Genomic DNA, 20,900 nt, shown 5'->3' with positions numbered 1-20,900 from the left:
GTTACGGCCTTTCCGTGTGTGAGCCGACGACGGCGAGGAAGACGTCCTCGAGGGTCGGCTGCTTCTCGACGTATTCGACCTCGGCCGGCGGGAGCAGCCGCTTGAGCTCGGCGAGGGTGCCGTTGACGATGATGCGGCCCTCGTGCAGGATCGCGATCCGGTCGGCGAGCTGCTCGGCCTCGTCCAGGTACTGCGTGGTGAGCAGCACGGTCGTACCGCTCGCGGCGAGGTCCTTCACCGCGGCCCACACCTCGAGGCGCGCTTCGGGGTCGAGCCCGGTGGTGGGCTCGTCGAGGAAGATCACCGGCGGGTTCCCGATGAGGCTCATGGCGATGTCCAGGCGCCGGCGCATGCCGCCGGAGTACGTCGCCACCTTTCGCGTGGCCGCGTCGGTCAGCGAGAACCGCCGCAGCAGGTCGTCCGCGATCTTGCCGGGATTCTTCAGGTGCCGCAGCCGGGCGACGAGCACGAGGTTTTCGCGCCCGCTGAGGATTTCGTCGACGGCGGCGAACTGGCCGGTGAGGCTGATGACCGAGCGGACGTCGTCGGCGTGGGTGACGACGTCGAAGCCGTTGACACCGGCCGTCCCGCCGTCCGGCTTGAGCAGGGTGGCCAGGATGCGCACGGCCGTGGTCTTGCCCGCGCCGTTGGAGCCGAGCAGGGCGAAGATGCTGCCGCGGGCCACGTCGAAGTCGACTCCGCGCAGCACGTGGAGGTCTTTGTACGACTTGTGCAGGCCGCGCACGTGGATCGCCGGTGTAGTCATCGGGCTGTCCCGTCTTCTCCGGCGGCCTGGTCGATGGCGTTGATCAGGCGTTGCCGTTCGCGGGCGACGTAGCCGCCCTTGGAGTAGTTCCGGATCAGCTCGTCCACGAACTCGACGGGGTCCGTCCCGACGATCTCGCGGATGGGCGTCCCGTCCGCCGCGGCCCGCTCGAACAGGTCCGCGACGTCCTCGAACAACGAGGCCGCGTTGTCGCTGTCCATCGACCCGAAGTGCATCAGGTACCGCTCGATCCCCTCGACCGCCGTGCGGTAGTTCGGGGGTAGCTGCTTGACGCGCGCCTTGTACTGCCGCCACCGCCGTTTGTCGCCGATGACCAGCGTGATGAACTTCGAGATGAAGCCGCCGTCTTCCGTTTCGGACATGGTCATTTCCCTCCTTGGTGGAGCTGCTCGAGCCGTTCGGCGAGGAAGCCCCAGGTCTTCCAGAACTCGTCGAGGTACTGCCGTCCCTGGTCGTTGAGCGAGAACACCTTGCGTGGCGGTCCTTTCTCGGACGGGACCTTCTCGACGTCGACCAGCCCGCGCTGCTCGACCCTGATCAGCAGCGCGTAGACGGTGCCCTCGGCGATGTCGGCGAAGCCCTGTTCCCGCAGCCACGCGGTGATCTCGTAGCCGTACGCGGACCGGCCGGCCAGGATCGCCAGGACGATGCCTTCCAGCACGCCCTTGAGCATCTCCGTCATCTGCTTGCCCATGAACCGCCTCCTCGTGCTACTCAGTCATGCTGAGTACCAGTACATAGTAACGCTGAATAGTGGCCACTTGTCCAGTACTCTGTGATACTTTGTAGTGGTACCTAGTACTACGAGGTAGCTCGGAGGGTCCTCGATGGACGACCTGCGGGAGATGCTGAAGGGCACGCTCGAGGGCTGCGTGCTGGAGATCATCGGCGGCGAGGAGACCTACGGGTACGCCATCACCCGCCGGCTGAACGACCTCGGCTTCGACGACGTCGTCGAGGGCACGGTCTACACGATCTTGCTGCGGCTGGAGAAGAACGGGCTCGTCCGGGTGACGAAACGACCGTCCGAGGTGGGGCCGCCGCGCAAGTTCTACGCCCTCAACGACGCGGGGCGTGAAGAACTCGGGAAGTTCTGGGCGAAATGGGAGTACCTCTCGTCCCGGATCGACAAGCTCAAGGAGGGCGGGAGATGAACCTCTGGGAAACCGTGACCGGCAGTGATCTCACCAGGGACTGCAAGGCGTTCGAGGCCCGGGCCGAGGTGCTGCCGGCCGACTACCGGGCGGCGTGGGAACAGATCAAGGCGCACCTTTTCCCGTACGGGGACTTCAGCGGCCGCAACCTGATGCCGATCCTCGACGGAGCGCTGGGGCTGCTCGAGGAGACCGCGGCGGACGGACAGAGCATCGACGACGTCCTGGGTGCCGACATCGCGGGCTTCTGCGCGGCGCTGGCCGGCGGGGAAGGGGCCCGGAGCTATCGCGATCGGTGGCGTGCGCAGGTGAACAGGAACGTCGCCAGGAAATTGGGCCGGTTGGGAGGCTGACGTGGGTATTCAGGACATCGTCGAGGGCAAGAAGCAATGGCGGGCGCACCTGGCGCGGGTCAAGGCGCTGCCGCCGGACTACCAGATCGTCTACAAGGAGATGCAGAAGTACTTCTTCAAGGTCGGGCCGGTCGACTTGACCGACGGGCAGCTGCTCTCGGGGATCGTCGATTTCTTCGAGGAGGGCGTCGCGGCCGGAAAGGGAGTCCTGGAACTCATCGGCACCGACGTCGCCGCCTTCTGCGACGACCTGATCAAGGATTCGCGCACCTACGCCGACGTCTACCAGGAGTCCATCGGCGGGAAGCCCGGGAGCAGCTGAGTGCCGGGTCGATGGGGTCGCCCGGGAACTCAAGCCTGCCAAGGGGATTTGCCGTCGGGGTGGGGGTACTCGTGGACGAGGCTGCGGATGTCCTCCACCGGCTCGTCGGTCGCCGCCCACTTGGCGCGGATGCGGTCGAGGTAGGAGCGGACGGTGGGAATGGCGATGCCGAGGCGGCGGGCGGTGGCGGCGAGGGTGCTGCCGGTGCCGTAGAGGTAGAGGACCTGGAGCTCCTGCCGGGACAGTTCGGGCGGGTCGTCGTTGATGAGGGTCATGAGCTCGGCGGTGAGCGCCAGCTGTCCGGTGTGGACGGTGCGGACGGCCTCGGTGAGCTTGGCGGCGTCGTCGTTCTTGATGAGGTAACCGGAAGCGCCCGCGCGGATGGTGGCGCGGACGTGGCGGCGGTCGCCGTGCACGGAGATCACCAGGACGGCGGCGCCGGTCGCGTGCAGGACGGCGACGTTGGCGGCGGGGTCGCTGCCGTCCTCCAACCTCAGGTCCAGCAGCACCACATCGGCGGCGGTGCCGGTCCGGGCGGCCAGGTAACCGTCGACCGTGGTGGCGGTGTGGACGATGACGATGTCGGCGGTGCCGGCGAGCAGGGCCCGCAGGCCCGCGGGGACGAGCTTGTCGTTGTCGATCACGGCGATGCGGATCATGCGGGCCACCGCAGGTCGATCCGGGTGCCCTCGCCGACATGACTGTCCACTGTGGCCGTGCCGTCGACCTCGGCCATGCGCTCGACGATCGAATGCCGGATGCCGTACCCGAACTCGGTGGCGTCCGGGTCGAATCCGTCGCCCTGGTCGACGACGGCCACGGTCACCGCCTCTCCGACGGCCAGCGCGGTGAGGCGGGCACGGGTGGTTCCCGCGTGTGCGGCGACGTTGCTGAGCGCCTCCGCACTGGCCCGGCACAGTGCGTCGACCACGTCGTTGGGGAGCGAGTCGGGCAAGTTGGCGAAGTGGTACTCCACGCGCAACCCGAGTGCGGCACTGGCACCGCCGGCCTCCAGCAGTGCCAGGGACAGGTCGGTGAGGTTGCCCGCGGGGTCGTCCGGTGCCGCACCGCGCAGGACGTCGACGTTGACCGCGCACTGCCTGCGCACGACGGGGTCGGGATGGGCGGCGGGGCCGGGGCCCGCGATCGCGGTCAAGATCCGGAGCGGGCCGTCGTGCAGGGCGCGGTACCGGCGGATCTGCTCGCGGAAGTGACGGGTGCGCTCCTCGGTGTGCGCGCGCTGGGTGGCGAGCCGCTCCCGCGCGGAGATCACTTGCTGGGTCGCGACGGTCAGGTGGTGGACCACCCGCCGCAACCGCCGGATGAACACCAGGCAGCAGACGGCGGCACCGACCTGCCAGCCGATCGTGTTGGCCATCGAGGCGATGTCGGCGCCCCGGTCCAGCAGCTGCGCCTGTCCCACCACGTTCGCCGCGGCGAGCACCGCGCAGCCGGCCGCCGTGGCCCAAGGGGAACCGCTGACCAGCGCGAGAGCCACCGCGACGCTGACCGTGACCGGCTCCAGGTACGGGTTGGCCAGCGTGTCGAAAAGCGGGTTGGACACCGCCAGCGGCAGCACGACCACGCCGGTGGCGGTGACCGCGACGTCGACCGCCAGCACCCAGCCGGGAAGCGCATCGCGGGTTAGCACCAGCGTGATCAGCACCGCGCTCCACCCGACCAGCGCCGCGTACACGGACGCCGCCAGCGGAACGCTGGTGTAGGCGTGGATCTGCACGGCTCCGACCACGCTCAGGGCGACCATGCCCAGGGTGGCCAGCCGGAAGAACACCACCGATGCCGCCACGATCCCGCGCACCTGGCGATGCAGACCCATCACTGCCGCCACCTCGGTCTTCCGTCCTGGGCGTGCACCCGGCCCCAAGCCTGGCACCGAACCCCGCCCGGGTCCACGCCGCACCTGTGCGGCATGGACCGCACGGAACGGCCCGCGCCACGATCTGTGGGAAACCGACGCCCCCGCAACCGCTCTAAGAGCCGGGCGGTCGTGACCGAGAACGAGCTTGGCACACAGGAGGAATAGCGATGTTCATCCCCGCCCGCAAGGTGCGTGGTGCCGGCCCGGCGTGCACGCGGCTGCCGCGGCTGCTGTCGGTCGCCACCACCGGGGCCGTCTTCATCGGCGCCGGTCTCGTTGTGCCGCCCGCGTCCGCGGAGGCCCGGCCTGCCCACGAGCAGTCCGTGACCGTGGACGTCGTCGGCGACTCGTACATGGCGGGCGACGGCCTTTCGGGCACCTACTCCGATCCCGCGGACCCGAGACACCGGTCCGCGACCGCGCCGGCCTTGCAGGCGCTGGCCCGCGTCCGGAGCGACGACTCGGCGCTGCAGGTGGACGCGAACCTCGTCGCCGCCGCCGGCGCGCGGACCGCGGACTTCTTCTTCGCCCAGACCGGGCAGGACAACCGGGTCGTCAACCCGCCGCAGCGCGACCAGGTCCGCCCGGACGCCCAACTGGTCATCGTCGGCTTCGGCGGTGACGACGCCCGGCTGACCACGGTGCTCACCGAAGCCAAGCGGACCACCGGCGGGCCGAACACGGCCCTGGACAAAGAGATCCGGGCACTCGGCCCGCTGCTGGACTGGACGGCGTCGGACGAGGAGTACCTCGACCAGGCCAAGTCGTCGCCACCCGGCCAAGCACCCACGCTGGTCGCGCGGATGCTCCAGGTGCTGGCCGGGATCGCCACCCGTGCACCGCACGCCGAGATCGTGGTCACCACCTACCCGCTGGCCGCGGACCCGCAGAACGCGCACGCCGCGAGCGTGGTCGGCGAGGACGATCTGACCAGCGTGCGGAAGTTCGGCTACGACCTGAACAAGGCGATCGACCGCGCGGTGACGCTCTGCGGGTGCGGCTCCCTCGCCGACCTCGCCGAAGCGATCGCGGGTCACGAGATCTACACCCCCGACTCGGCGTTCACCGAGCAGGGCGACCGGCAAGAGCCGTTCCGGCCCGACGACAAGGGCGCGTCGCTGATCGCCAACCCGATCGCCGACAGCATCGCGAAGGTGCTCCGGATCCCCCCGCCCCGGCACAGCGACGGGCAGGTCACCACCGCGGAGAACATCCACGTCCGTTACGGCGTGTCGGATCGCGACGGCGACACGGTCGCCGACTTCCAGGACGTCGCGCCCGACGACCCTGCCCGCTCGACCGACGTCGTCCGCCCTGACCGCGACACCGGGAACCGGGGCGCGCGGTCGAAGCGGTCGGACGGCGCACGCCCACCGTCGAGGCTCCGCCCGGTCATCCAGGTGGCCGACGGTCTGGCCCCGGGCCTGAGCCTGATCGGCCCGCACGATCGGCCGCCGGGCGAGCAGCACGAGGTGACGGTCGGGAGCCGGCCTCCCGGACGCGAGCAGGCCGTCCCGGTGGAACACGCGGCCCCGGCATCCGAACCCGCCGCGGCGCCACCGGTGCCCGGTACGGACGCCCCTCCGTTGTCGCAGGCGCAGATCGCCGCGATGCGGGACGTGGTCTCCAAGGCCGAGCCCGCGGGCTACGTCAGCCGGTACTCGGCGCAGGCCTTGCGCGCCTCGACCGTGCCCGCGGACGTGCGCGGCTCGCTGGACAGGCAGGCGGTCGACCGGCAGATGAGCGGGTCGCTGCTGAGCGAGCTGCCCGACCCGAACGTCAAGAACGGCTTCCGGGACCGGTTCGGCGAAGACATCGGCGCCATCCACAACGCGACGACGGTCGCCGAACAGGACGCCGCGATCGCGCGGTTCAACGAGACCGCCACGCAGTACAACGCCACCGAGCTGGCCGCACGGGACGCCTACGACGCCCACCCCGTCGACGCGCTGGGTGTCACCGTCCGGACGACTCCGAGCTCCCTGGCGGAGGTGACCTCGGAAACCGCGGCCTACGGCCAAGTCGACGTGGGCACCCTGACGACCGTCAGCGACCAGCAGACCGCCGAGTCGGCGCAGGCACAGGCCGGCACCACGGACTACGGCTCGAACCTGCCCACGGCGGCCACCGGCGTCAAGGTGGGGCCCGCGGCCGAGGTGGGCGTGGAGGGACGGACGGAAGTCGGCGGTGTCGCGGTCTCCGGTGAGGCCGAAGCCAAGGCCCTGGGTGGAGAGGCCAACGCGAGCGCGGGCGCCTCGAAGGACGGCGTCAACGCGAAGATCGGCGCGAGCGGCTACCTCGGCGAGGCGACCGCCGAGGGCTCGGCGACGTACGGCCCGGCCGAGGTGGGCGTCAAGGGCAAGGCCAACGTCGGTGCCGAAGCCGGGGCGAATGCCGCCCTCGGGGCCGAAGGCGTCGACGTCGGCGCGAAGGGGTTCGTCGGTGCGAAGGCAGGCGTCGACGGACACGCCGACGTGGCGGGGCTGCGGGTCGGTGGCGCGGCCGAGGGCTGGTACGGCCTCGGCGTCGAAGGACGGGCGCGGTTCGGCTGGGGCCCGGACGGCTCGTTCACCATCGGCGCCGACGCCGGAGTGGCTGTCGGTGTCGGGGGCAAGATCGGGTTCAGCGTCACGGTGAGCCCGGCCAAGCCCCAGAAGGCGGTGTCGGACGACATGGACGCCCCGAACCCGGGAGAACCGGCGGAGGACACCCAGCAGCCGCAGAGTCCGACCAGCGAGCTGGAGTCCCCCCAGCCGGACCCGGCGGCCGAGCAGCCGGCTTCGCTGAATCAGGCTCCGCCGTCGGACTTCGACGCGGACTACTCCGGCCCCACCCCCGGAACGACGGGTGAGAACGATGATCCCGATCCTGGTCCGGCTCCGGGTGAGGCTGCCGCGGACGACTCCCAGCCCGCCGGCCCGGCTCCTGGGACGAACGACGATCCCGGCGATGGTCCGGCTCCGGCGGCCGGCGAGGTCGCCGCGTCCGCGGACGACTCCGGTGCCACTCCGGGAACCACGGGCGAAAATGACAGTCCCGGCTCCTCCGCCGATCCGGCGACCGGCTCCCCGGCGAACCCGGACGCCGCGACCAGCAGCAACACGAGCGAAACTCCCGGTGACAACGGCGCCGACTCCGCGGGCGGTTTCGGCGACGGTGGCTCCGAGGGTGGGATCGGCAGCGGTGACGCGGGCGGAACAGGCGACTCCGGCACGGGGGATGCCGGCGGTGACTCCTCTGCTGGTGACTCTTCGGGCGGAGACTCCAGCGGTGGTGACTCCGGCGGTGGTGACTCAGGCGGTGGTGACTCAGGCGGTGGTGACTCAGGCGGAGGTACCGGTGGTGGAGACTCCGGCGGTGGCATGGGTGGCGGGTCCGGCGGTGGCGACGGCGGCGGCTTCTGACCGTGGCGGTTCCGACGGACGCGACCCGGCGGTCGTGCCGGACCTCCGATGAGCACTGACGCGAATATCCGGATCAGCACCAGGCGCGGCGCCAAGGTGACCTGCGTGCTGATCCGGTCAACCGAGGACTGCCGACAGGAGCACGGTTCGATGGTCACAGAGCTGCCCGTACGCATCGAATTCGCGCTGCCGGACGGCTGGCAGGCGGCTCCGCCGGACGAGGTCGGCGCACCGGAGGTCGCGTTCGTCGCGGTACGTCCGGTCTCTCCCCGGAGTGGAGCCGGCGGATTCGTCACCAACCTGACGATCGCGGGAGAGATCCGCGACCCGGCGGTGCGGATGGCGACGATCGCCGACGAGTCGGTGCACCGCGTCGAGAACGTCGCCGAGTCGGTGCGTGTTCGCGACCGTGCGGATTTCGGCCAGGGCGACGCGCCGGGTCTGACCCAGTTGCTGGACATCGAACTGGACGAGGGCAAGCGGCTCGTGCAATGCCAGGTCTACCTGCCCATCGACGACGTCCACGACCAGCGCACGGTGCTCGAACTGGTACTCACCTGCACACCCGAACAGTTCGACGACGTCGCATCCGACTTCCAGCGGTTCGTGGGAACGGTACGACCCGCACCGGCGCGCTCGTGACAAGCAGCGGGCGCACCAGGTCGTAGCCACCGGGCACCGGATCCGCATCCTGGGTGCCACAGAGCAGCAGACCACCTCCTGGGTCGTCCGGACCGCGACCGCCCGCGACGAACTGGCGGCTGCCGCGGCCTGCGTCACCGCGATCGCCGACCGGGCCGTGCTCGACGGTGCGATCGCGATGGCCTGGACCGCCGCCGACCTCGCGACCACCCCGGCGGCCTCGTGAGCGGCGCAGGCACACTCGCAGTTGATCGCTACGGCTTCGGGACCGGCAGATCGACCGCGGGGCGCCGGGGGTCGCGATGCGCGGGGAGGACGTCGGCCGTGGTGGCCAGCCACGTGAGGACCGCCTCGCGCATCCGGTCCTCGACGGACGCGGATTCCGCCCGTCCGGCGAGGTTCCGCGTCTCGGCCGGGTCGGTCCGGCGGTCGTAGAGCTCGGGTGGTTCGTAGAGCCGCCAGACGTAGGTCCAGTCGCGGTCGCGGGCCGCGAACGCCTTGCCGACGAGCCGCGGGTTTTCGTGCTGCAGCTCGCCCTTGAGGTCGTACGGGAAGGCGCCACGCTCCAGTCGTGGTTCCTCTTCGGCCAGGAAGCCGCCTTCGGTGAACGCGTACTGCCGGTGCTCGCCCTCCGGGTTGCCGAACAGGTGCCGCAAGCTTTGTCCATAGTGGACGTGGTCGGGCTCGATCCCCGCGAGGTCGAGCAACGTGGGGAAGACGTCGACGAGTTCGACGAGCGCGTCGCTGCGGTGACCGGCCGGAACCGGGCCGCCGCTGAGGATGAGCGGGTCGCGGGTGATGCACGCGTGCATCGCCGACGGCCACTTCTCGATCACGCCGAAGTCGCCGAGGTATTCGCCGTGGTCGGCGAAGAAGGCGACGACGGTTTCGGGGGCGAGCGCGGCGACGATCCGGCCGACGTGGGCGTCCAGTCGCGACACCATGCCTTGGTAGACGGCGGCGACCTCTTGCCACACTGCCGGTGTCGCGCGGTCGAGGCCGTATTTCTCGCGGATGGCGGCGAGGTACGCGGGGCCGGCCGACGGGGGCAGGGGAGCGGGCTGGGTGTCGCGGTCGTGGAGGGAAAACCACGGCTCGGCGGCTTCGAACGGGCAGTGCGGCGCGATCAAGGGGACGAAGAGAATCCAAGGTTGCTCCGGCGGATCGGCGAGCCACGATTCGGCGGTGCGGACCGCGGCTTCGTCGAAGTCGAGGGCGTCGTCGAGGACTTCGCCGCCGTAGAAAAGCCGGTCCCACAACGAGTCTTCGGGTTCGATGCCGGAAACGGCGGGACGGCGGCGCCGTCGTTCGGCGGGTTCGCCGCCCCAGCGGGGCCCGGCCGGCACCTCGGTGAACCCGTGCTCGTGCACGCTGAGTTCGGTGGCTCTCCGGGCGAACGTGTCGCCTCGGTCGCCCGCCCACGCGACGTGGTACCCGTGGTCGCGGAAGGTCCGCAGGAAGTTCGGCTCGTCCGGCCGCAGGAGCCCGTCCAGGGTGCGGTGCCCGGCGGTGTGCGGGTACCAGCCGGTGAGGAACGACGCCCGGCTCGGCGAGCACACCGGGTGCTGGACGAAGGCGTTGGTGAACGTCATCCCCGCCGCGGCGAGCCCGTCCAGGTTCGGGGTGCGGGCGTGCTCGGCGCCGAACGCGCCGACCGCGTCCGCGCGCAGCTGGTCCGCGACGATCACGACGAAGTCAGGTGGGGCCACGACGCCTCCAGGGTTGCCTGCGTGCCGGATCCGGGCTTGGATGGAGGCAGGCTACCTACCGAGTACTCGGTAAGTAAAGGAGTGCCACGTGAAGGCGATCGTCGTCATGTTCGACAGCCTCAACCGCCGCCACCTGCCTGCCTACGGGGCCAACGGCGTGCACGCGCCGAACTTCGCGCGGCTCGCCGAGCGGGCGACGGTGTTCGACAACTGCTACGCCGGCAGCATGCCGTGCATGCCGGCCCGCCGGGAAATGCACACCGGCCGCCACAACTTCCTGCACCGCGGCTGGGGACCGCTGGAACCGTTCGACGATTCGGCCCCGCAGCTGCTCACCGACGCCGGCGTGCACACGCACCTGGTCACCGACCACGCCCACTACTGGGAGGACGGCGGCGCGACCTACCACAACCGGTTCCGCACCTACGAGTTCTTCCGCGGCCAGGAAGGGGACTTCTGGCAAGGGCAGGTCGCCGATCCGGAGCCGGTGGCCGATCTCAAACGCGTCCGGCGGCCGGCTTACCGCCAGGACCAGGTGAACCGGCGGTACCTCGCCGACGAGGCCGACCACCCGCAGACGCGGACTTTCGACGCGGGCCTGCACTTCCTGGACGTCAACCACGGCGAGGACGGCTGGTTCCTGCAGATCGAGACGTTCGACCCGCACGAGCCGTTCTTCAGCTACCCGCGCTGGCACGACCTCTACCCCGAAGACTACGAGGGGCCGGAGCTCGACTGGCCCGACTACGCCCAGGTGCTGGAGACCCCGGAGCAAGTCACCCACGTGCGCAACCGGTACGCGGCGCTGCTGTCGATGTGCGACCGCTCGCTGGGCCGCGTGCTCGACCGCATGGACGAATTCGACCTGTGGCGGGACACCCTGCTGATGGTCGTGACCGATCACGGCTTCCTGCTGGGGGAGCACGGCTGGTGGGGCAAGAACGTGCCTCCCTGGTACGACGAAACGATCCACACGCCCTTGTTCGTCCGGGACCCGCGGGCAGGGGCCGCCGGCGAGCGCAGATCGGCTCTGGTGCAGACGATCGACTTCGGCCCCACCCTGCTCGAATGGTTCGGCCTGCCCCGGCCGCCGGACATGCAGGGCCGGCCGCTGCGGGACGTCGTCGCCGCCGATGAACCGGTCCGGGAAGCGGCGCTCTTCGGCGGGTTCGGCGGGCATGTGAGCGTCACGGACGGCCGGTACGTCTACATGCGAGCGCCGGCCACCGAAGCCAACGCGCCGCTGGCGGAGTACACGCTGATGCCGACGCACATGGCGGCCCGCTTCGCACCCGAAGAGCTTCGTGGCGCCGAACTCGCGCCCCCGTTCGCGTTCACCAAGGGCGTTCCCGTGCTGCGCACGCCGGGGCAGGCGATGTCCAACCCGTACGCGTTCGGCACGCTCCTGTTCGACCTCCACGAGGACCCCGCCCAGGAACGGCCGCTGGTCGACGACGAGCTCGAGCTGCGGATGATCCGGCTCCTGCTCGGGCTGATGCGGGAGACCGACGCGCCGGCCGAGCAGTACGAGCGGCTCGGCCTGCCCGCACACGGAGATCCCGGCGAAGGTCACCTGCAGGTGCGGCGGCAGTGGACGCAGGTCGAGACGGCCCGCGAACCGATCCGCCGTGACGACTACCCGGACGGGCCGCTGAGCGCGCACTCCCCGCTGCGCGAGCTGCTCGCCGATCCCGGCGCCCGTGCGGTGCTCCAGGTGTGGGTGCCCGGGCTGCTCGAGGGCCCGCTCGCCGCCATGGCCGGTGGGTTGAGCCTGGTGGAGATCGCCGCGGCGGCGGTCGGCCTGCTGCCCCGGGCAAAGCTGACCGCGGTGAGCGACGCTCTGATCAGCGACGATCAGAAGTTACCCGACGGTAGGACTTCCTAACTTACCGAGTACTCGGTAAGTTAGCCGCATCACTGGAAGGAGCCGCATGACACGAGCACAGTCCGGCCGGGTCCGCTTCCCGGCCGCCGAGCGGCGGGAGCAGATCCTCGCCGTCGCCGCGGACGCGTTCGCCGTCGCCGGCTTCCACGGCACCAGCATCGCCGAGGTCGCGGCGAAGGTCGGGGTCTCGCAACCCGGGCTGCTGCACCACTTCCCGAGCAAAGAGGCGCTCATCCTCGCCTTGCTGCGACAGCGCGACCTCCAGGACGAGCAAGCCGTCGAGGCCGAGTTCGCCGGCGCCGAGGCCTCCACGCGGGAATGGCTGGTGGCGCACTGCCGCCGCAACGAGACGCAACCCGGTCTCGTGCGGCTGTTCACCGTCCAAGCGGCCGAGAGCCTCGACCCGGCGCACCCGGCCCACGAATTCTTCCTCGAACGCAACCGCCGCGTCCGCGGCCACATCGCCCGGCTCATCGAACGCGACCAGGAGAAGGGCCGGCTGCCCGCCTCGCTCGACCCGGCGGACACCGCCGCCGAACTGGTCTCGCTGATGAACGGCCTGCAGCTGCAATGGCTTCGCGACCCGTCGGTCGCCATGTGCACGATCTTCGAAGCGGCCATGCGCCGCCTCGAAGCGCACTGACGACGGCTCCGCGAAGCGCTGTCGCTGCGGCGACAGCCTGAACTTTTCCCCACACAACGGCCGTCCACGGCCGCACACCCTCGGCGACGTGCCTGCGAAGCATGCGCTCGGCGAGGTCGGTCCCGACTCAACGAGGAGTCCTCCATGCGCTCAGGCGTATCCAGAATTCGTGGTGCTCTTCTGCTGACCCTGTCCGCCGTCCTGGTCGCCGGCTGCCAGTCCGCCGTGGACCTGCAGCAGCAGGCGGCGTCCGGTGGGTCGACGGCCTGCCGCGCCGGCGGCACCCTCGTCGTGGCGAGTGCCCAGCCCCCGCTCCCCGCCCGGGTCCTCGCGCAGAGCGCGGCGAACACGCTGTGGGCCAGGGGCGTCTTCGAACCACTGCTCGCCGTGAAGAACGGCGACGTCAAGAACCCGGAACCCCTGCTGGCGACCGCGTGGAAGCTCGGCGCCGACGACCGGAGCGCCGTCCTCACCCTGCGCCAGGGCGTCACGTTCCACACCGGACGGCCGTTCACCGCCGCCGACGTGCTGTTCACGTTCAAGCAGGCGCTCGCCCCGGCGAGCCCGTCGAACGACAAGCAGATCATCGCCGGCTGGCAGCTCGAGGCGACCGGCGACCACGACGTGACGATCCGGTCGAAGACACCGCTGTCGCCCGTGCTCGCCAGCGTCCTCGACGACACCCCGATCGTCGATTCGCAGACCTACGCCGGGCTCGCGGACGGCAGTAAGATCGTCGGGACCGGCCCGTTCGAGGTCGAGAAGTACCAGCCGGGGTCGCAGATCGTGCTGGTCCGCAACGACAAGTACTGGCAGCCGGGCCTGCCGCACCTGGACCGGATCGAGAACGTGGTCATCCCGGACTCGACCGCGCAGCTGGCGGCCCTGCGGTCCGCGCGGACCCAGCTCGCCTCGGGCCTGACGACGCAGGACGCGCAGACGGTGACCCGGCAAGGCGGCCAGTTCCAGCTCCAGGACAGCCTGCAGGCGGTTTATTCGCTCGTCCTCGACACGACGAGCGGGGTGTTCGCGGACAAGGCCGCCCGCCAGGCCGTGGGCTACGCGATCGACCGCGACCGGATCAAGCAGCAGGTCTTCGGCGGCCTGGGCACCACCGCGGGGGTGGTCTGGCCGGAGGGCGGCACCTACCCGAAGGACCTCGAGAACACCTACCGGTACGACCCGGCCAAGGCGCGGCAACTGATCCAGCAGGCGGGCGCCGCCGGAGCCGCGGTGCCGATCACCATCATCAACAACCCGCAGCTGCAGGCCGAGTACCAGATCATCGCCAACAACCTGACCGACGTCGGCCTCAAGCCCTCGCTCGTCGCCTTGCCGGCACCGGACTACCAGGCGCGGCTGTCGGCGCAGAAGGGCGGCAACTACCTGTCGTTCCGCGGGCTCGTCGATACCCCGTCGCTGCTCGCGCAGACGAACCCGGACGTGCGGCTGCAGGGTGCCCACCGGCAGTTCACCAGTCCCGAGTACACCGCGCTGGTGCAGAGCGTCATCCAGGCGGGCAGCGGCCCGGGCGCGGCCAAGGCGGTGCACGACCTGACCGCGTACATGCTCGACCAGGCCGTCCAGCACGTCGTCGTGACGACGCCGGGGATCATGGTCCGGTCCACCGCGGTCGGCGGGGTCGCGGTCACCTCCGGCGGGCTGCTGGCCCGGGAAACGTGCCTGGTCCGATGAGCAGGTTCCTGGTCCGCCGCCTCCCGTCGATCGTCCTGGTGCTGCTGGCCACCAGCGTGATCGCCTTCCTGCTGCCCCGCCTGGCCCCGGGCGACCCGGCCGCGGTGATCGCCGGCCCGGACGCGTCCGCGCAGACGATCGCCGCGATCCGCGCGCAGCTCGGGCTCGACCAGCCGTGGGTGACGCAGTACCTGCACTGGATCGGCGGCCTCTTCACCGGCGACCTCGGGCAGTCGTTCCAGTACGGCAGGCCGGTGGCCGAGCTCATCGGCGACCGGCTCGAGAGCACCGTCGAGCTGGCGGTGCTGGCCGGCGTCTTCCTGGTCGTGTTCGGCATCGGCCTCGGCGTCCTCGCCGGATCGGCCCGCAGCCGATGGGCGCGCACGCTCGTCGGCGCGGCCAACACCGGCCTGCTGGCCGCGCCGCCGTTCCTGGTCGGCCTGCTGCTGATCCTCGTCTTCGGCGTGGCGGTCCGGCTGCTGCCGATCAGCGGCGAGACGTCGGTGCTCGACAACCCGTCCATCGGGCTGCAGTACCTGCTGCTGCCGGCGCTGGCGCTCGCGCTGCCCATGTCGGCCGGCGTGGCCCGCCTGGTCCAGACGTCGATGCTCGGCGTGCGGCAGGAGGACTTCGTCGACCTGGCGGTCGCGAAGGGCGTCCCGTCGCGGCGGATCAGCGTGCGGCACGTGCTGCGCAACAGCCTCGGCCCGGCCGTGGTGGCGATCGGCATCCGGTTCGGCGACCTGCTCGCCGGCGCGGTCGTCATCGAGGCGATCTTCGCCCGCAACGGGCTCGGGCAGCTGGCCGTGTCCGGTGCCCAGAACGCCGACTACGCGGTCGTCCAGGTGCTCATCGTCGGCACGGTGTGCATCGCGGTGCTCGCCCAGCTGCTCACCGAGATCGCGCTCGCCGCTCTCGACCCCCGCATCCGATTGGGACAGTAACATGAGGGGACAGTGACCATGGTCATTCCGAAAAGGACGGTCGCCGCCCCCGTGGCGGCGGCGGTGGCCACCCCGAAGGCCGCGCGCAAACCCGAGCGGGGCGGCTCGTTCGCCCGGTACGCGAAGGCGTTCCGCACCCCGAAGGGAATCGCGGCCGCGGTGCTGCTGGCGCTGCTGGTGGCGGTCGCGGTGCTCGCCCCGGTCCTCGCGCCCGGCGGCTACGACCTGCAGGCCCAGGGCGCGCTCACCGGGCCGTCCGCGGCCCACCTGCTCGGCACCGACGAGTTCGGCCGGGACATCCTGGTGCGCACGATCTACGGGCTGCGCACCGACCTGAGCCTCATCCTCACCGCGGTCCCGGTGAGCGTGGTGCTGGGCACCCTGCTCGGTCTCACCGGCTACCTGTCCAAGCTCCTCGGCTCGGCCACGCAGCGCCTGCTCGACATCGTCCTCGGCTTTCCGGGCCTGATCCTCGGCATCATGATCGTGCTGATGATCGGGGCCGGCTGGACGTCCCTGTTCGTCGCGATCGTGATCGCCGGCCTGCCCGGGTTCGGGCGGCTCGCGCGGGCGGGCCTGCTGGCCCAGCAGCAGCGGGAGTACGTGCTGGCGGCCCGGGTACTCGGGGTGTCGCGGCCGAAGGTGCTCGTGCGCCACATCCTCCCCAACGTGGCCGACCCGATCCTGGTGCAGGCCACGGTGTTCATGGTGGTGGCCATCTTCATCGAGGCCGGGCTGAGCATCGTCGGGCTCGGGATCAACCCGCCGAACCCGTCGCTCGGCGCGATGCTCAACGTCGGCGCGCGCTACGTCAGCTCGCTGCCGACCTACGTGCTCGGGCCGGGCCTCGTGCTCCTGCTGCTCGCGCTCGCCTTCACCCTCCTGTCCGACGCGCTCAACGAGGCGGCGACCCGGCGATGACCGAGGAAATCCTGCTGGACGTGCGCGGCCTGCGCACCCACTTCGACACCCCGGCCGGCGTCGTGCACGCCGTCAACGACGTGACGTTCTCGGTCCGCCCCGGTCAGGTCGTCGGCATCGTCGGCGAGTCCGGGTCCGGGAAGTCCGTGACCGCCCGCTCGATCCTGCGGATGGTCCGCCCGCCGGGGCGGATCGCCGGTGGCGAAGTGCGCTACCGCGGCACGGATCTGCTGACGCTCCCGGAGAAGCGGATGCGCGAGCTGCGCGGCCGCGAGATCGCGATGGTGTTCCAGGACCCGCAGTCGGCGCTCAACCCGGCGATGACCGTCGGCGACCAGATCGCCGAGGCGATGATCGTGCACGGCACCGCCAAGCGACCCGCGCGGGAACGCGCCCGGGAGCTGTTGAACCAGGTCGGGATCCCGGACGCCGACCGGCGGATCGACGACTACCCGCACCAGTTCTCCGGCGGCATGCGCCAGCGCGTCGTGATCGCCGTGGCGCTGGCGAGCTCACCGTCGCTGCTGATCGCGGACGAACCGACGACGGCGCTCGACGTCACCGTCCAGGCCCAGATCCTGCGGCTGCTGGGCAAGCTGCGCGACGAGCTGGGCATCGCCGTCCTGATGATCACCCACGACATGGGGGTGGTCGCGGAGATGTGCGACGAAGTCGTCGTCATGTACGGCGGCCGGGTCATGGAACGCGGGCCGGTGACGGCGATCTTCGACCACCCCGAGCTGCCCTACACCGCCGACCTGCTCGCCGCGATGCCCCGGATCGACGAGGTGTCCACCGGACGCCGGCTACCGTCGATCCCGGGCGCCCCGCCCGACCCGGCCCGCCTGCCGGAGGGCTGCGCCTTCCACCCGCGGTGCCGGCTGAAGGAGGACGTCTGCATGCGCGAGGTGCCCGAGCTGGTGCCGCGGCGGGGCGACGGGCACTCGGCCGCTTGTCACGTGACGCAGGCGGGCACGGCGATCCCGCCGATGCGCCCGCCCGCCGCGGCCGCCGCCCGGCGTGCACGGATTCCGGTGCCACTGCTGGACATCACCGGCCTGCGCGTGGACGTCAACGCCGAAAGCACCGGCCTGTTCCGGCGGCATCAGCCCGTGTACGCCGTCGACGGGGTCAGCCTCGCCGTCTCCAGCGGCGAAACCCTCGGGCTCGTCGGTGAGTCCGGGTGCGGGAAGTCGACGCTGGCGCGCACCATCGTCGGCATCAACCCGGCCGCGGCCGGCACCGTCCGCGTCGGCGAGCACACCGTCGGCCCCAAGGAACCCGCGGGCTCACCGCACCTGCGCGACACCGTGCAGTACGTGTTCCAGGACCCGTACGCCTCGCTGAACCCGCGCCGCACCATCCGCCAGTCCCTGGACGAGGCGCTCGCCGTCCGCGGCACCCCCGCGACGGAACGCGCGACGGAAGTGGTGCGGCTGGTGGAGCGGGTCGGGCTCGACGAACGGCACCTCGACCGCTACCCGCACGCGTTCTCCGGTGGCCAGCGCCAGCGCGTCGGCATCGCCCGCGCTTTGGCGGCCCGGCCGAAGCTGCTGGTCCTCGACGAGCCGGTGTCCGCATTGGACGTGTCCATCCAGGCCCAGATCATCAACCTGCTGGAGTCGCTGCGCGACGAGTTCGACCTCGGGTACCTGTTCATCGCCCACGACCTGTCGGTGGTGCGGCACCTGTCGGACCGGGTCGCGGTCATGTACCTCGGCCGGTTCGTCGAAATCGGGGACGCCGAAGCCGTCTACTCGTCGCCGCAGCACCCGTACACGGCGGCGCTGCTGGCGTCCTCGCCCGTCCCGGACACCGGCGGGTGCACTCGCGAGCGGATCGTCCTGGGCGGTGACCTGCCGAGCCCGAAGGAGCCGCCGAGCGGCTGCCGGTTCCGCACCCGGTGCCCGATCGGCCCGCTGCACCGTCCGGAAAGGACGGTCTGCACCGAGGAGGAGCCGGTGCTGTCGGCGACGGACGGCGGTCAGCTGGCCGCCTGCCACTTCGCCGGCGAGCTGGCCCGGACGGGGGCGGTGGCATGAGCTGCTGCGCCCCGGGCCGGCCGCCGGGCGATGCCGTGACGCCCGAGTCGCCGGTGGCCACGCGGCCGGGGTCCGGCGCCGGGATGGTGGCCCTGCCGGGCGGGGAGTTCCGGATGGGCACCGACGACGCCGAGGGCTTCCCAGCCGACGGCGAGGGCCCGGTCCGAACCGTCGAGCTGTCCCCGTTCCTCATCGACCGGTACGCGGTGTCGAACGACGACTTCGCCGCCTTCGTCGACGACACCGGCTATGTGACGGAGGCCGAGAGCCTCGGCTGGTCCTACGTGTTCGTCCGGTTCCTGAACCGGGAACTCCGCCGCATCTCGCCCCGCCCGGACGTCACCCCGTGGTGGGCCGCGGTCGACGGCGCGGACTGGCGGCGTCCCGAGGGGCCCGGCAGTGACCTGGCGGGCCGCGCGGACCATCCGGTCGTCCACGTCTCGTGGCACGACGCCGGCGCGTACGCCGGGTGGGCGGGCAAGCGGCTGCCGACCGAGGCGGAATGGGAGTACGCCGCCCGCGGCGGCCACGACCAGCGCCGCTACCCCTGGGGCGACGAGCTGACGCCGGGCGGCCGCCACCTGGCGAACATCTGGCAGGGCCGCTTCCCGATCACCGACACCGCGGAAGACGGCTACGCCGGTACCGCACCGGTGGACGCGTTCCCGCCCAACGACTTCGGTCTGCACAACATGGCCGGCAACGTCTGGGAGTGGTGCGCCGACCGGTGGGGGACCGACCACCCGGCGCGGGCGCGGAACCCGGCCGGACCGGCCACCGGGATGGACCGGGTGACCCGCGGCGGCTCCTACCTGTGCCACGTCTCCTACTGCAACCGCTACCGCGTCGCCGCCCGCTCCCACAACACCCCCGACAGCTCCGGTGGCAACACCGGGTTCCGCTGTGCCCGCGACTCCGGCTGACCGCCGCCACGAGAAGGGTTCACATGCGCGTCATCTACGTCGACGTCGACACGCTCCGCGCCGACCACACGCAGCCGTACGGCTACCAGCGACCCACCACGCCGAACCTGCAGGCCTTGGCGGACAAGGGTGTGGTGTTCGACCGGTACTACTGCTCCGATTCGCCGTGCCTGCCCTCCCGCACCGCCATGACGAGCGGGCAGTTCGGCATCACCAACGGCGTCATCGGCCACTTCGGCGAAGCCGCCCGCTTCCGGCTCGACTCCGGCCACGCCCCGCACCCGGACCGCCCGCTGCTCGGCCAGCGCTTGGGACAGCACGGCCACTACACCGCCGCCGTCTCGATGTTCGCCGAACGCCATCGCGCCTACCACTTCCTCGGCAACTTCCGCGAGTCGATCCGGGCCACCGACGAGATCAACGACGAGGACGGCCGGGAGATCAACCGCGTAGGACTGGACTGGATCCGCCGGCACGCGCACGAAGACGACTGGTACCTGCACCTGACCTACTGGGAACCGCACACCCCGTACCTCACCGGGAAGGAGTGGACCGAGCGGGCGGCCGCCTCCGGCCCGGCCCCGGCCTGGCCGGACCAAGAGGCCATCGACGGGCACGCCGAGGTCTACGGTCCCCGCAGCGCGCTGGACCTGCACTACTCGGTGGGGCCGCGGAAGTCGCCGTACCCGGAGAACATGCCGGAGGCGATCCGCACCCGGGCCGACTTCGAGCACCTGATCAACGGGTTCGACGGCACGATCATGTACTGGGACAGCCTGTTCGGCGAGCTGCTGGCCACTTTGGACGAACTGGGCATCGCCGACGAGACGGCGATCATCGTCAGCGCCGACCACGGTGAGTCCTTCGGCGAGAACGGCTCCTACGCCGAGCACGGGCTGGCCAACGAGCCGGTCCACCGGCTGCCGCTGGTCGTCTACTGGCCCGGTGTCACCGACCGGCTGCCCGAGGAAGCCCGGCACTGCGACGCACTGCTGTACAACATCGACTTCGCGCCCACCATCTGCGACCTGCTCGGGGTGCCGGTGCCCCGCGGCTGGCAGGGCACGTCGTTCGCCGACGCCGTCCGCGGCTCCGAAATCCCGTCCCGGGAGTACCTCGTGCTCGGCCACGGGGCCCACACCTACCAGCGGTCCGTGCGCACCCGGGACCACCTCTACATCCGCACGTACCACCCCGGCGCGTTCCGCGCGGAGTGGGAGCAGCTGTTCGACGTCACCGCCGACCCGCACCTCACGACCGACCTGCTCGACAAGGAACCGGAGCTGGCCGACCGGATGCGCACGCACCTGGCGGAGTGGCTGCACACCTACGCCGGCCGTCCGGGCGCGCTGCCCGACCCGATGCAGACGACGCTGCAGGTCGGGCCCGTCTACTACAACGACCCCGTCCGCTACCAGGAACACCTGCGCGCCACCGGCCGCGGCCACCTCGCCGACGACCTCGCCGGACGGCTGTCCGCGGCGACCGGAGCCACGCCGGTGTCCTGGCACGCCCCGGACGTCGCCTGGACGCCCGAGCGGCACGCGGCCTGGGACCGGATGATCGCGGCCGCCGCCGATTCCGCCTGACCGAAAGG

At 71.1% G+C, this 20,900-nt stretch carries 19 protein-coding genes; 13 read left to right on the top strand and 6 right to left on the bottom strand.

Annotated features, from left to right (window positions below; translation table 11 throughout):
* Nucleotide 1 precedes the first annotated feature (1 nt).
* The 3 genes from QQ657_RS03025 to QQ657_RS03015 are packed head-to-tail and all read right to left on the bottom strand — an operon-like array spanning nucleotide 2 to nucleotide 1,481.
* The gene (locus tag QQ657_RS03025) at nucleotides 2-766 is read right to left on the bottom strand and encodes an ABC transporter ATP-binding protein (protein ID WP_284740475.1); all 765 of its coding nucleotides are present in this window, start codon (nucleotides 764-766) and stop codon (nucleotides 2-4) included.
* The gene (locus QQ657_RS03020) at nucleotides 763-1,149 is read right to left on the bottom strand and encodes a DUF1048 domain-containing protein (RefSeq protein ID WP_284740474.1); all 387 of its coding nucleotides are present in this window, start codon (nucleotides 1,147-1,149) and stop codon (nucleotides 763-765) included. The genes QQ657_RS03025 and QQ657_RS03020 overlap by 4 nt, the downstream gene beginning before the upstream one ends.
* A 2-nt stretch (nucleotides 1,150-1,151) precedes the next feature.
* Entirely contained in the window at nucleotides 1,152-1,481 is a 330-nt protein-coding gene (locus QQ657_RS03015; RefSeq protein WP_284740473.1) for a PadR family transcriptional regulator, read from the bottom strand.
* A 133-nt stretch (nucleotides 1,482-1,614) separates the two neighbouring features.
* Between QQ657_RS03015 and QQ657_RS03010 the strand changes: the two genes are divergently transcribed.
* Genes QQ657_RS03010 through QQ657_RS03000 form a run of 3 tightly spaced genes read left to right on the top strand, consistent with a single transcriptional unit; the run spans nucleotide 1,615 to nucleotide 2,616 of the window.
* Nucleotides 1,615-1,941 carry a PadR family transcriptional regulator gene (locus QQ657_RS03010; RefSeq protein WP_284740472.1) on the top strand — a complete coding sequence of 109 codons (327 nt, stop codon included), beginning with the start codon at nucleotides 1,615-1,617 and terminating at the stop codon, nucleotides 1,939-1,941.
* Nucleotides 1,938-2,294: a DUF1048 domain-containing protein gene (locus tag QQ657_RS03005; RefSeq protein ID WP_284740471.1), complete on the top strand. Its 357-nt coding sequence runs from the start codon at nucleotides 1,938-1,940 to the stop codon at nucleotides 2,292-2,294. The genes QQ657_RS03010 and QQ657_RS03005 overlap by 4 nt, the downstream gene beginning before the upstream one ends.
* A gap of 1 nt (nucleotide 2,295) precedes the next feature.
* Nucleotides 2,296-2,616 (top strand): DUF1048 domain-containing protein, encoded by a 321-nt coding sequence (locus QQ657_RS03000; RefSeq protein WP_284740470.1) that lies wholly within the window; start codon nucleotides 2,296-2,298, stop codon nucleotides 2,614-2,616.
* A gap of 29 nt (nucleotides 2,617-2,645) precedes the next feature.
* On the opposite strand, the gene QQ657_RS02995 is transcribed toward QQ657_RS03000, so the two are convergent.
* Together QQ657_RS02995 and QQ657_RS02990 are read right to left on the bottom strand one after the other, a co-directional pair.
* Nucleotides 2,646-3,275, bottom strand: a complete 630-nt coding sequence (locus tag QQ657_RS02995; protein ID WP_284740469.1) for a response regulator transcription factor — start codon at nucleotides 3,273-3,275, stop codon at nucleotides 2,646-2,648.
* Nucleotides 3,272-4,453 (bottom strand): sensor histidine kinase, encoded by a 1,182-nt coding sequence (locus tag QQ657_RS02990; protein ID WP_284740468.1) that lies wholly within the window; start codon nucleotides 4,451-4,453, stop codon nucleotides 3,272-3,274. The genes QQ657_RS02995 and QQ657_RS02990 overlap by 4 nt, the downstream gene beginning before the upstream one ends.
* A gap of 209 nt (nucleotides 4,454-4,662) precedes the next feature.
* On the opposite strand from QQ657_RS02990, the gene QQ657_RS02985 reads away from it, so the two are divergent.
* Both QQ657_RS02985 and QQ657_RS02980 read left to right on the top strand, forming a co-directional pair.
* A complete protein-coding gene (locus QQ657_RS02985) occupies nucleotides 4,663-7,899 on the top strand; it encodes a hypothetical protein (protein ID WP_284740467.1) in 3,237 nt (1,078 codons plus the stop codon).
* A 48-nt stretch (nucleotides 7,900-7,947) separates the two neighbouring features.
* Nucleotides 7,948-8,541: a hypothetical protein gene (locus tag QQ657_RS02980; RefSeq protein ID WP_284740466.1), complete on the top strand. Its 594-nt coding sequence runs from the start codon at nucleotides 7,948-7,950 to the stop codon at nucleotides 8,539-8,541.
* A gap of 254 nt (nucleotides 8,542-8,795) precedes the next feature.
* Here QQ657_RS02980 and QQ657_RS02975 read toward each other — a convergent pair whose 3' ends face one another.
* The gene (locus QQ657_RS02975) at nucleotides 8,796-10,250 is read right to left on the bottom strand and encodes a sulfatase family protein (protein ID WP_284740465.1); all 1,455 of its coding nucleotides are present in this window, start codon (nucleotides 10,248-10,250) and stop codon (nucleotides 8,796-8,798) included.
* Between the two features lie 88 nt (nucleotides 10,251-10,338).
* Here QQ657_RS02975 and QQ657_RS02970 point away from each other — a divergent pair, with 88 nt between their 5' ends.
* From QQ657_RS02970 to QQ657_RS02935, 8 genes are all read left to right on the top strand, one after another.
* Entirely contained in the window at nucleotides 10,339-12,135 is a 1,797-nt protein-coding gene (locus QQ657_RS02970; RefSeq protein WP_284740464.1) for a sulfatase, read from the top strand.
* Nucleotides 12,136-12,181: 46 nt separating this feature from the next.
* Nucleotides 12,182-12,778 (top strand): TetR/AcrR family transcriptional regulator, encoded by a 597-nt coding sequence (locus QQ657_RS02965; RefSeq protein WP_284740463.1) that lies wholly within the window; start codon nucleotides 12,182-12,184, stop codon nucleotides 12,776-12,778.
* Nucleotides 12,779-12,922: 144 nt separating this feature from the next.
* The gene (locus QQ657_RS02960) at nucleotides 12,923-14,473 is read left to right on the top strand and encodes an ABC transporter substrate-binding protein (RefSeq protein ID WP_284740462.1); all 1,551 of its coding nucleotides are present in this window, start codon (nucleotides 12,923-12,925) and stop codon (nucleotides 14,471-14,473) included.
* Nucleotides 14,470-15,417 (top strand): ABC transporter permease, encoded by a 948-nt coding sequence (locus QQ657_RS02955; protein WP_284740461.1) that lies wholly within the window; start codon nucleotides 14,470-14,472, stop codon nucleotides 15,415-15,417. The genes QQ657_RS02960 and QQ657_RS02955 overlap by 4 nt, the downstream gene beginning before the upstream one ends.
* 18 nt (nucleotides 15,418-15,435) lie before the next feature.
* A complete protein-coding gene (locus tag QQ657_RS02950) occupies nucleotides 15,436-16,338 on the top strand; it encodes an ABC transporter permease (RefSeq protein ID WP_284740460.1) in 903 nt (300 codons plus the stop codon).
* Nucleotides 16,335-18,380 (top strand): dipeptide ABC transporter ATP-binding protein, encoded by a 2,046-nt coding sequence (locus QQ657_RS02945; protein ID WP_284740459.1) that lies wholly within the window; start codon nucleotides 16,335-16,337, stop codon nucleotides 18,378-18,380. Before QQ657_RS02950 ends, QQ657_RS02945 begins: the two co-directional genes overlap by 4 nt.
* Entirely contained in the window at nucleotides 18,377-19,303 is a 927-nt protein-coding gene (locus QQ657_RS02940; protein WP_284740458.1) for a formylglycine-generating enzyme family protein, read from the top strand. Before QQ657_RS02945 ends, QQ657_RS02940 begins: the two co-directional genes overlap by 4 nt.
* A 23-nt stretch (nucleotides 19,304-19,326) precedes the next feature.
* Nucleotides 19,327-20,892, top strand: a complete 1,566-nt coding sequence (locus tag QQ657_RS02935) for a sulfatase family protein (protein WP_284740457.1) — start codon at nucleotides 19,327-19,329, stop codon at nucleotides 20,890-20,892.
* Nucleotides 20,893-20,900: the final 8 nt, after the last annotated feature.

The organism is Amycolatopsis ponsaeliensis, assembly GCF_030182635.1.
GTDB lineage: Bacteria > Actinomycetota > Actinomycetes > Mycobacteriales > Pseudonocardiaceae > Amycolatopsis > Amycolatopsis ponsaeliensis.
This window is presented reverse-complemented; position numbering and strand designations above follow the sequence as displayed.

What these genes read in the sequence shown, in the direction of transcription:
- QQ657_RS03025 (WP_284740475.1), bottom strand. Translation starts at nt 766, where the DNA reads ATGACTACACCGGCGATCCACGTGCGCGGCCTGCACAAGTCGTACAAA.
- QQ657_RS03020 (WP_284740474.1), bottom strand. Translation starts at nt 1,149, where the DNA reads ATGTCCGAAACGGAAGACGGCGGCTTCATCTCGAAGTTCATCACGCTG.
- QQ657_RS03015 (WP_284740473.1), bottom strand. Translation starts at nt 1,481, where the DNA reads ATGGGCAAGCAGATGACGGAGATGCTCAAGGGCGTGCTGGAAGGCATC.
- QQ657_RS03010 (WP_284740472.1), top strand. Translation starts at nt 1,615, where the DNA reads ATGGACGACCTGCGGGAGATGCTGAAGGGCACGCTCGAGGGCTGCGTG.
- QQ657_RS03005 (WP_284740471.1), top strand. Translation starts at nt 1,938, where the DNA reads ATGAACCTCTGGGAAACCGTGACCGGCAGTGATCTCACCAGGGACTGC.
- QQ657_RS02995 (WP_284740469.1), bottom strand. Translation starts at nt 3,275, where the DNA reads ATGATCCGCATCGCCGTGATCGACAACGACAAGCTCGTCCCCGCGGGC.
- QQ657_RS02990 (WP_284740468.1), bottom strand. Translation starts at nt 4,453, where the DNA reads ATGGGTCTGCATCGCCAGGTGCGCGGGATCGTGGCGGCATCGGTGGTG.
- QQ657_RS02985 (WP_284740467.1), top strand. Translation starts at nt 4,663, where the DNA reads ATGTTCATCCCCGCCCGCAAGGTGCGTGGTGCCGGCCCGGCGTGCACG.
- QQ657_RS02980 (WP_284740466.1), top strand. Translation starts at nt 7,948, where the DNA reads ATGAGCACTGACGCGAATATCCGGATCAGCACCAGGCGCGGCGCCAAG.
- QQ657_RS02965 (WP_284740463.1), top strand. Translation starts at nt 12,182, where the DNA reads ATGACACGAGCACAGTCCGGCCGGGTCCGCTTCCCGGCCGCCGAGCGG.
- QQ657_RS02960 (WP_284740462.1), top strand. Translation starts at nt 12,923, where the DNA reads ATGCGCTCAGGCGTATCCAGAATTCGTGGTGCTCTTCTGCTGACCCTG.
- QQ657_RS02955 (WP_284740461.1), top strand. Translation starts at nt 14,470, where the DNA reads ATGAGCAGGTTCCTGGTCCGCCGCCTCCCGTCGATCGTCCTGGTGCTG.
- QQ657_RS02950 (WP_284740460.1), top strand. Translation starts at nt 15,436, where the DNA reads ATGGTCATTCCGAAAAGGACGGTCGCCGCCCCCGTGGCGGCGGCGGTG.
- QQ657_RS02945 (WP_284740459.1), top strand. Translation starts at nt 16,335, where the DNA reads ATGACCGAGGAAATCCTGCTGGACGTGCGCGGCCTGCGCACCCACTTC.
- QQ657_RS02940 (WP_284740458.1), top strand. Translation starts at nt 18,377, where the DNA reads ATGAGCTGCTGCGCCCCGGGCCGGCCGCCGGGCGATGCCGTGACGCCC.
- QQ657_RS02935 (WP_284740457.1), top strand. Translation starts at nt 19,327, where the DNA reads ATGCGCGTCATCTACGTCGACGTCGACACGCTCCGCGCCGACCACACG.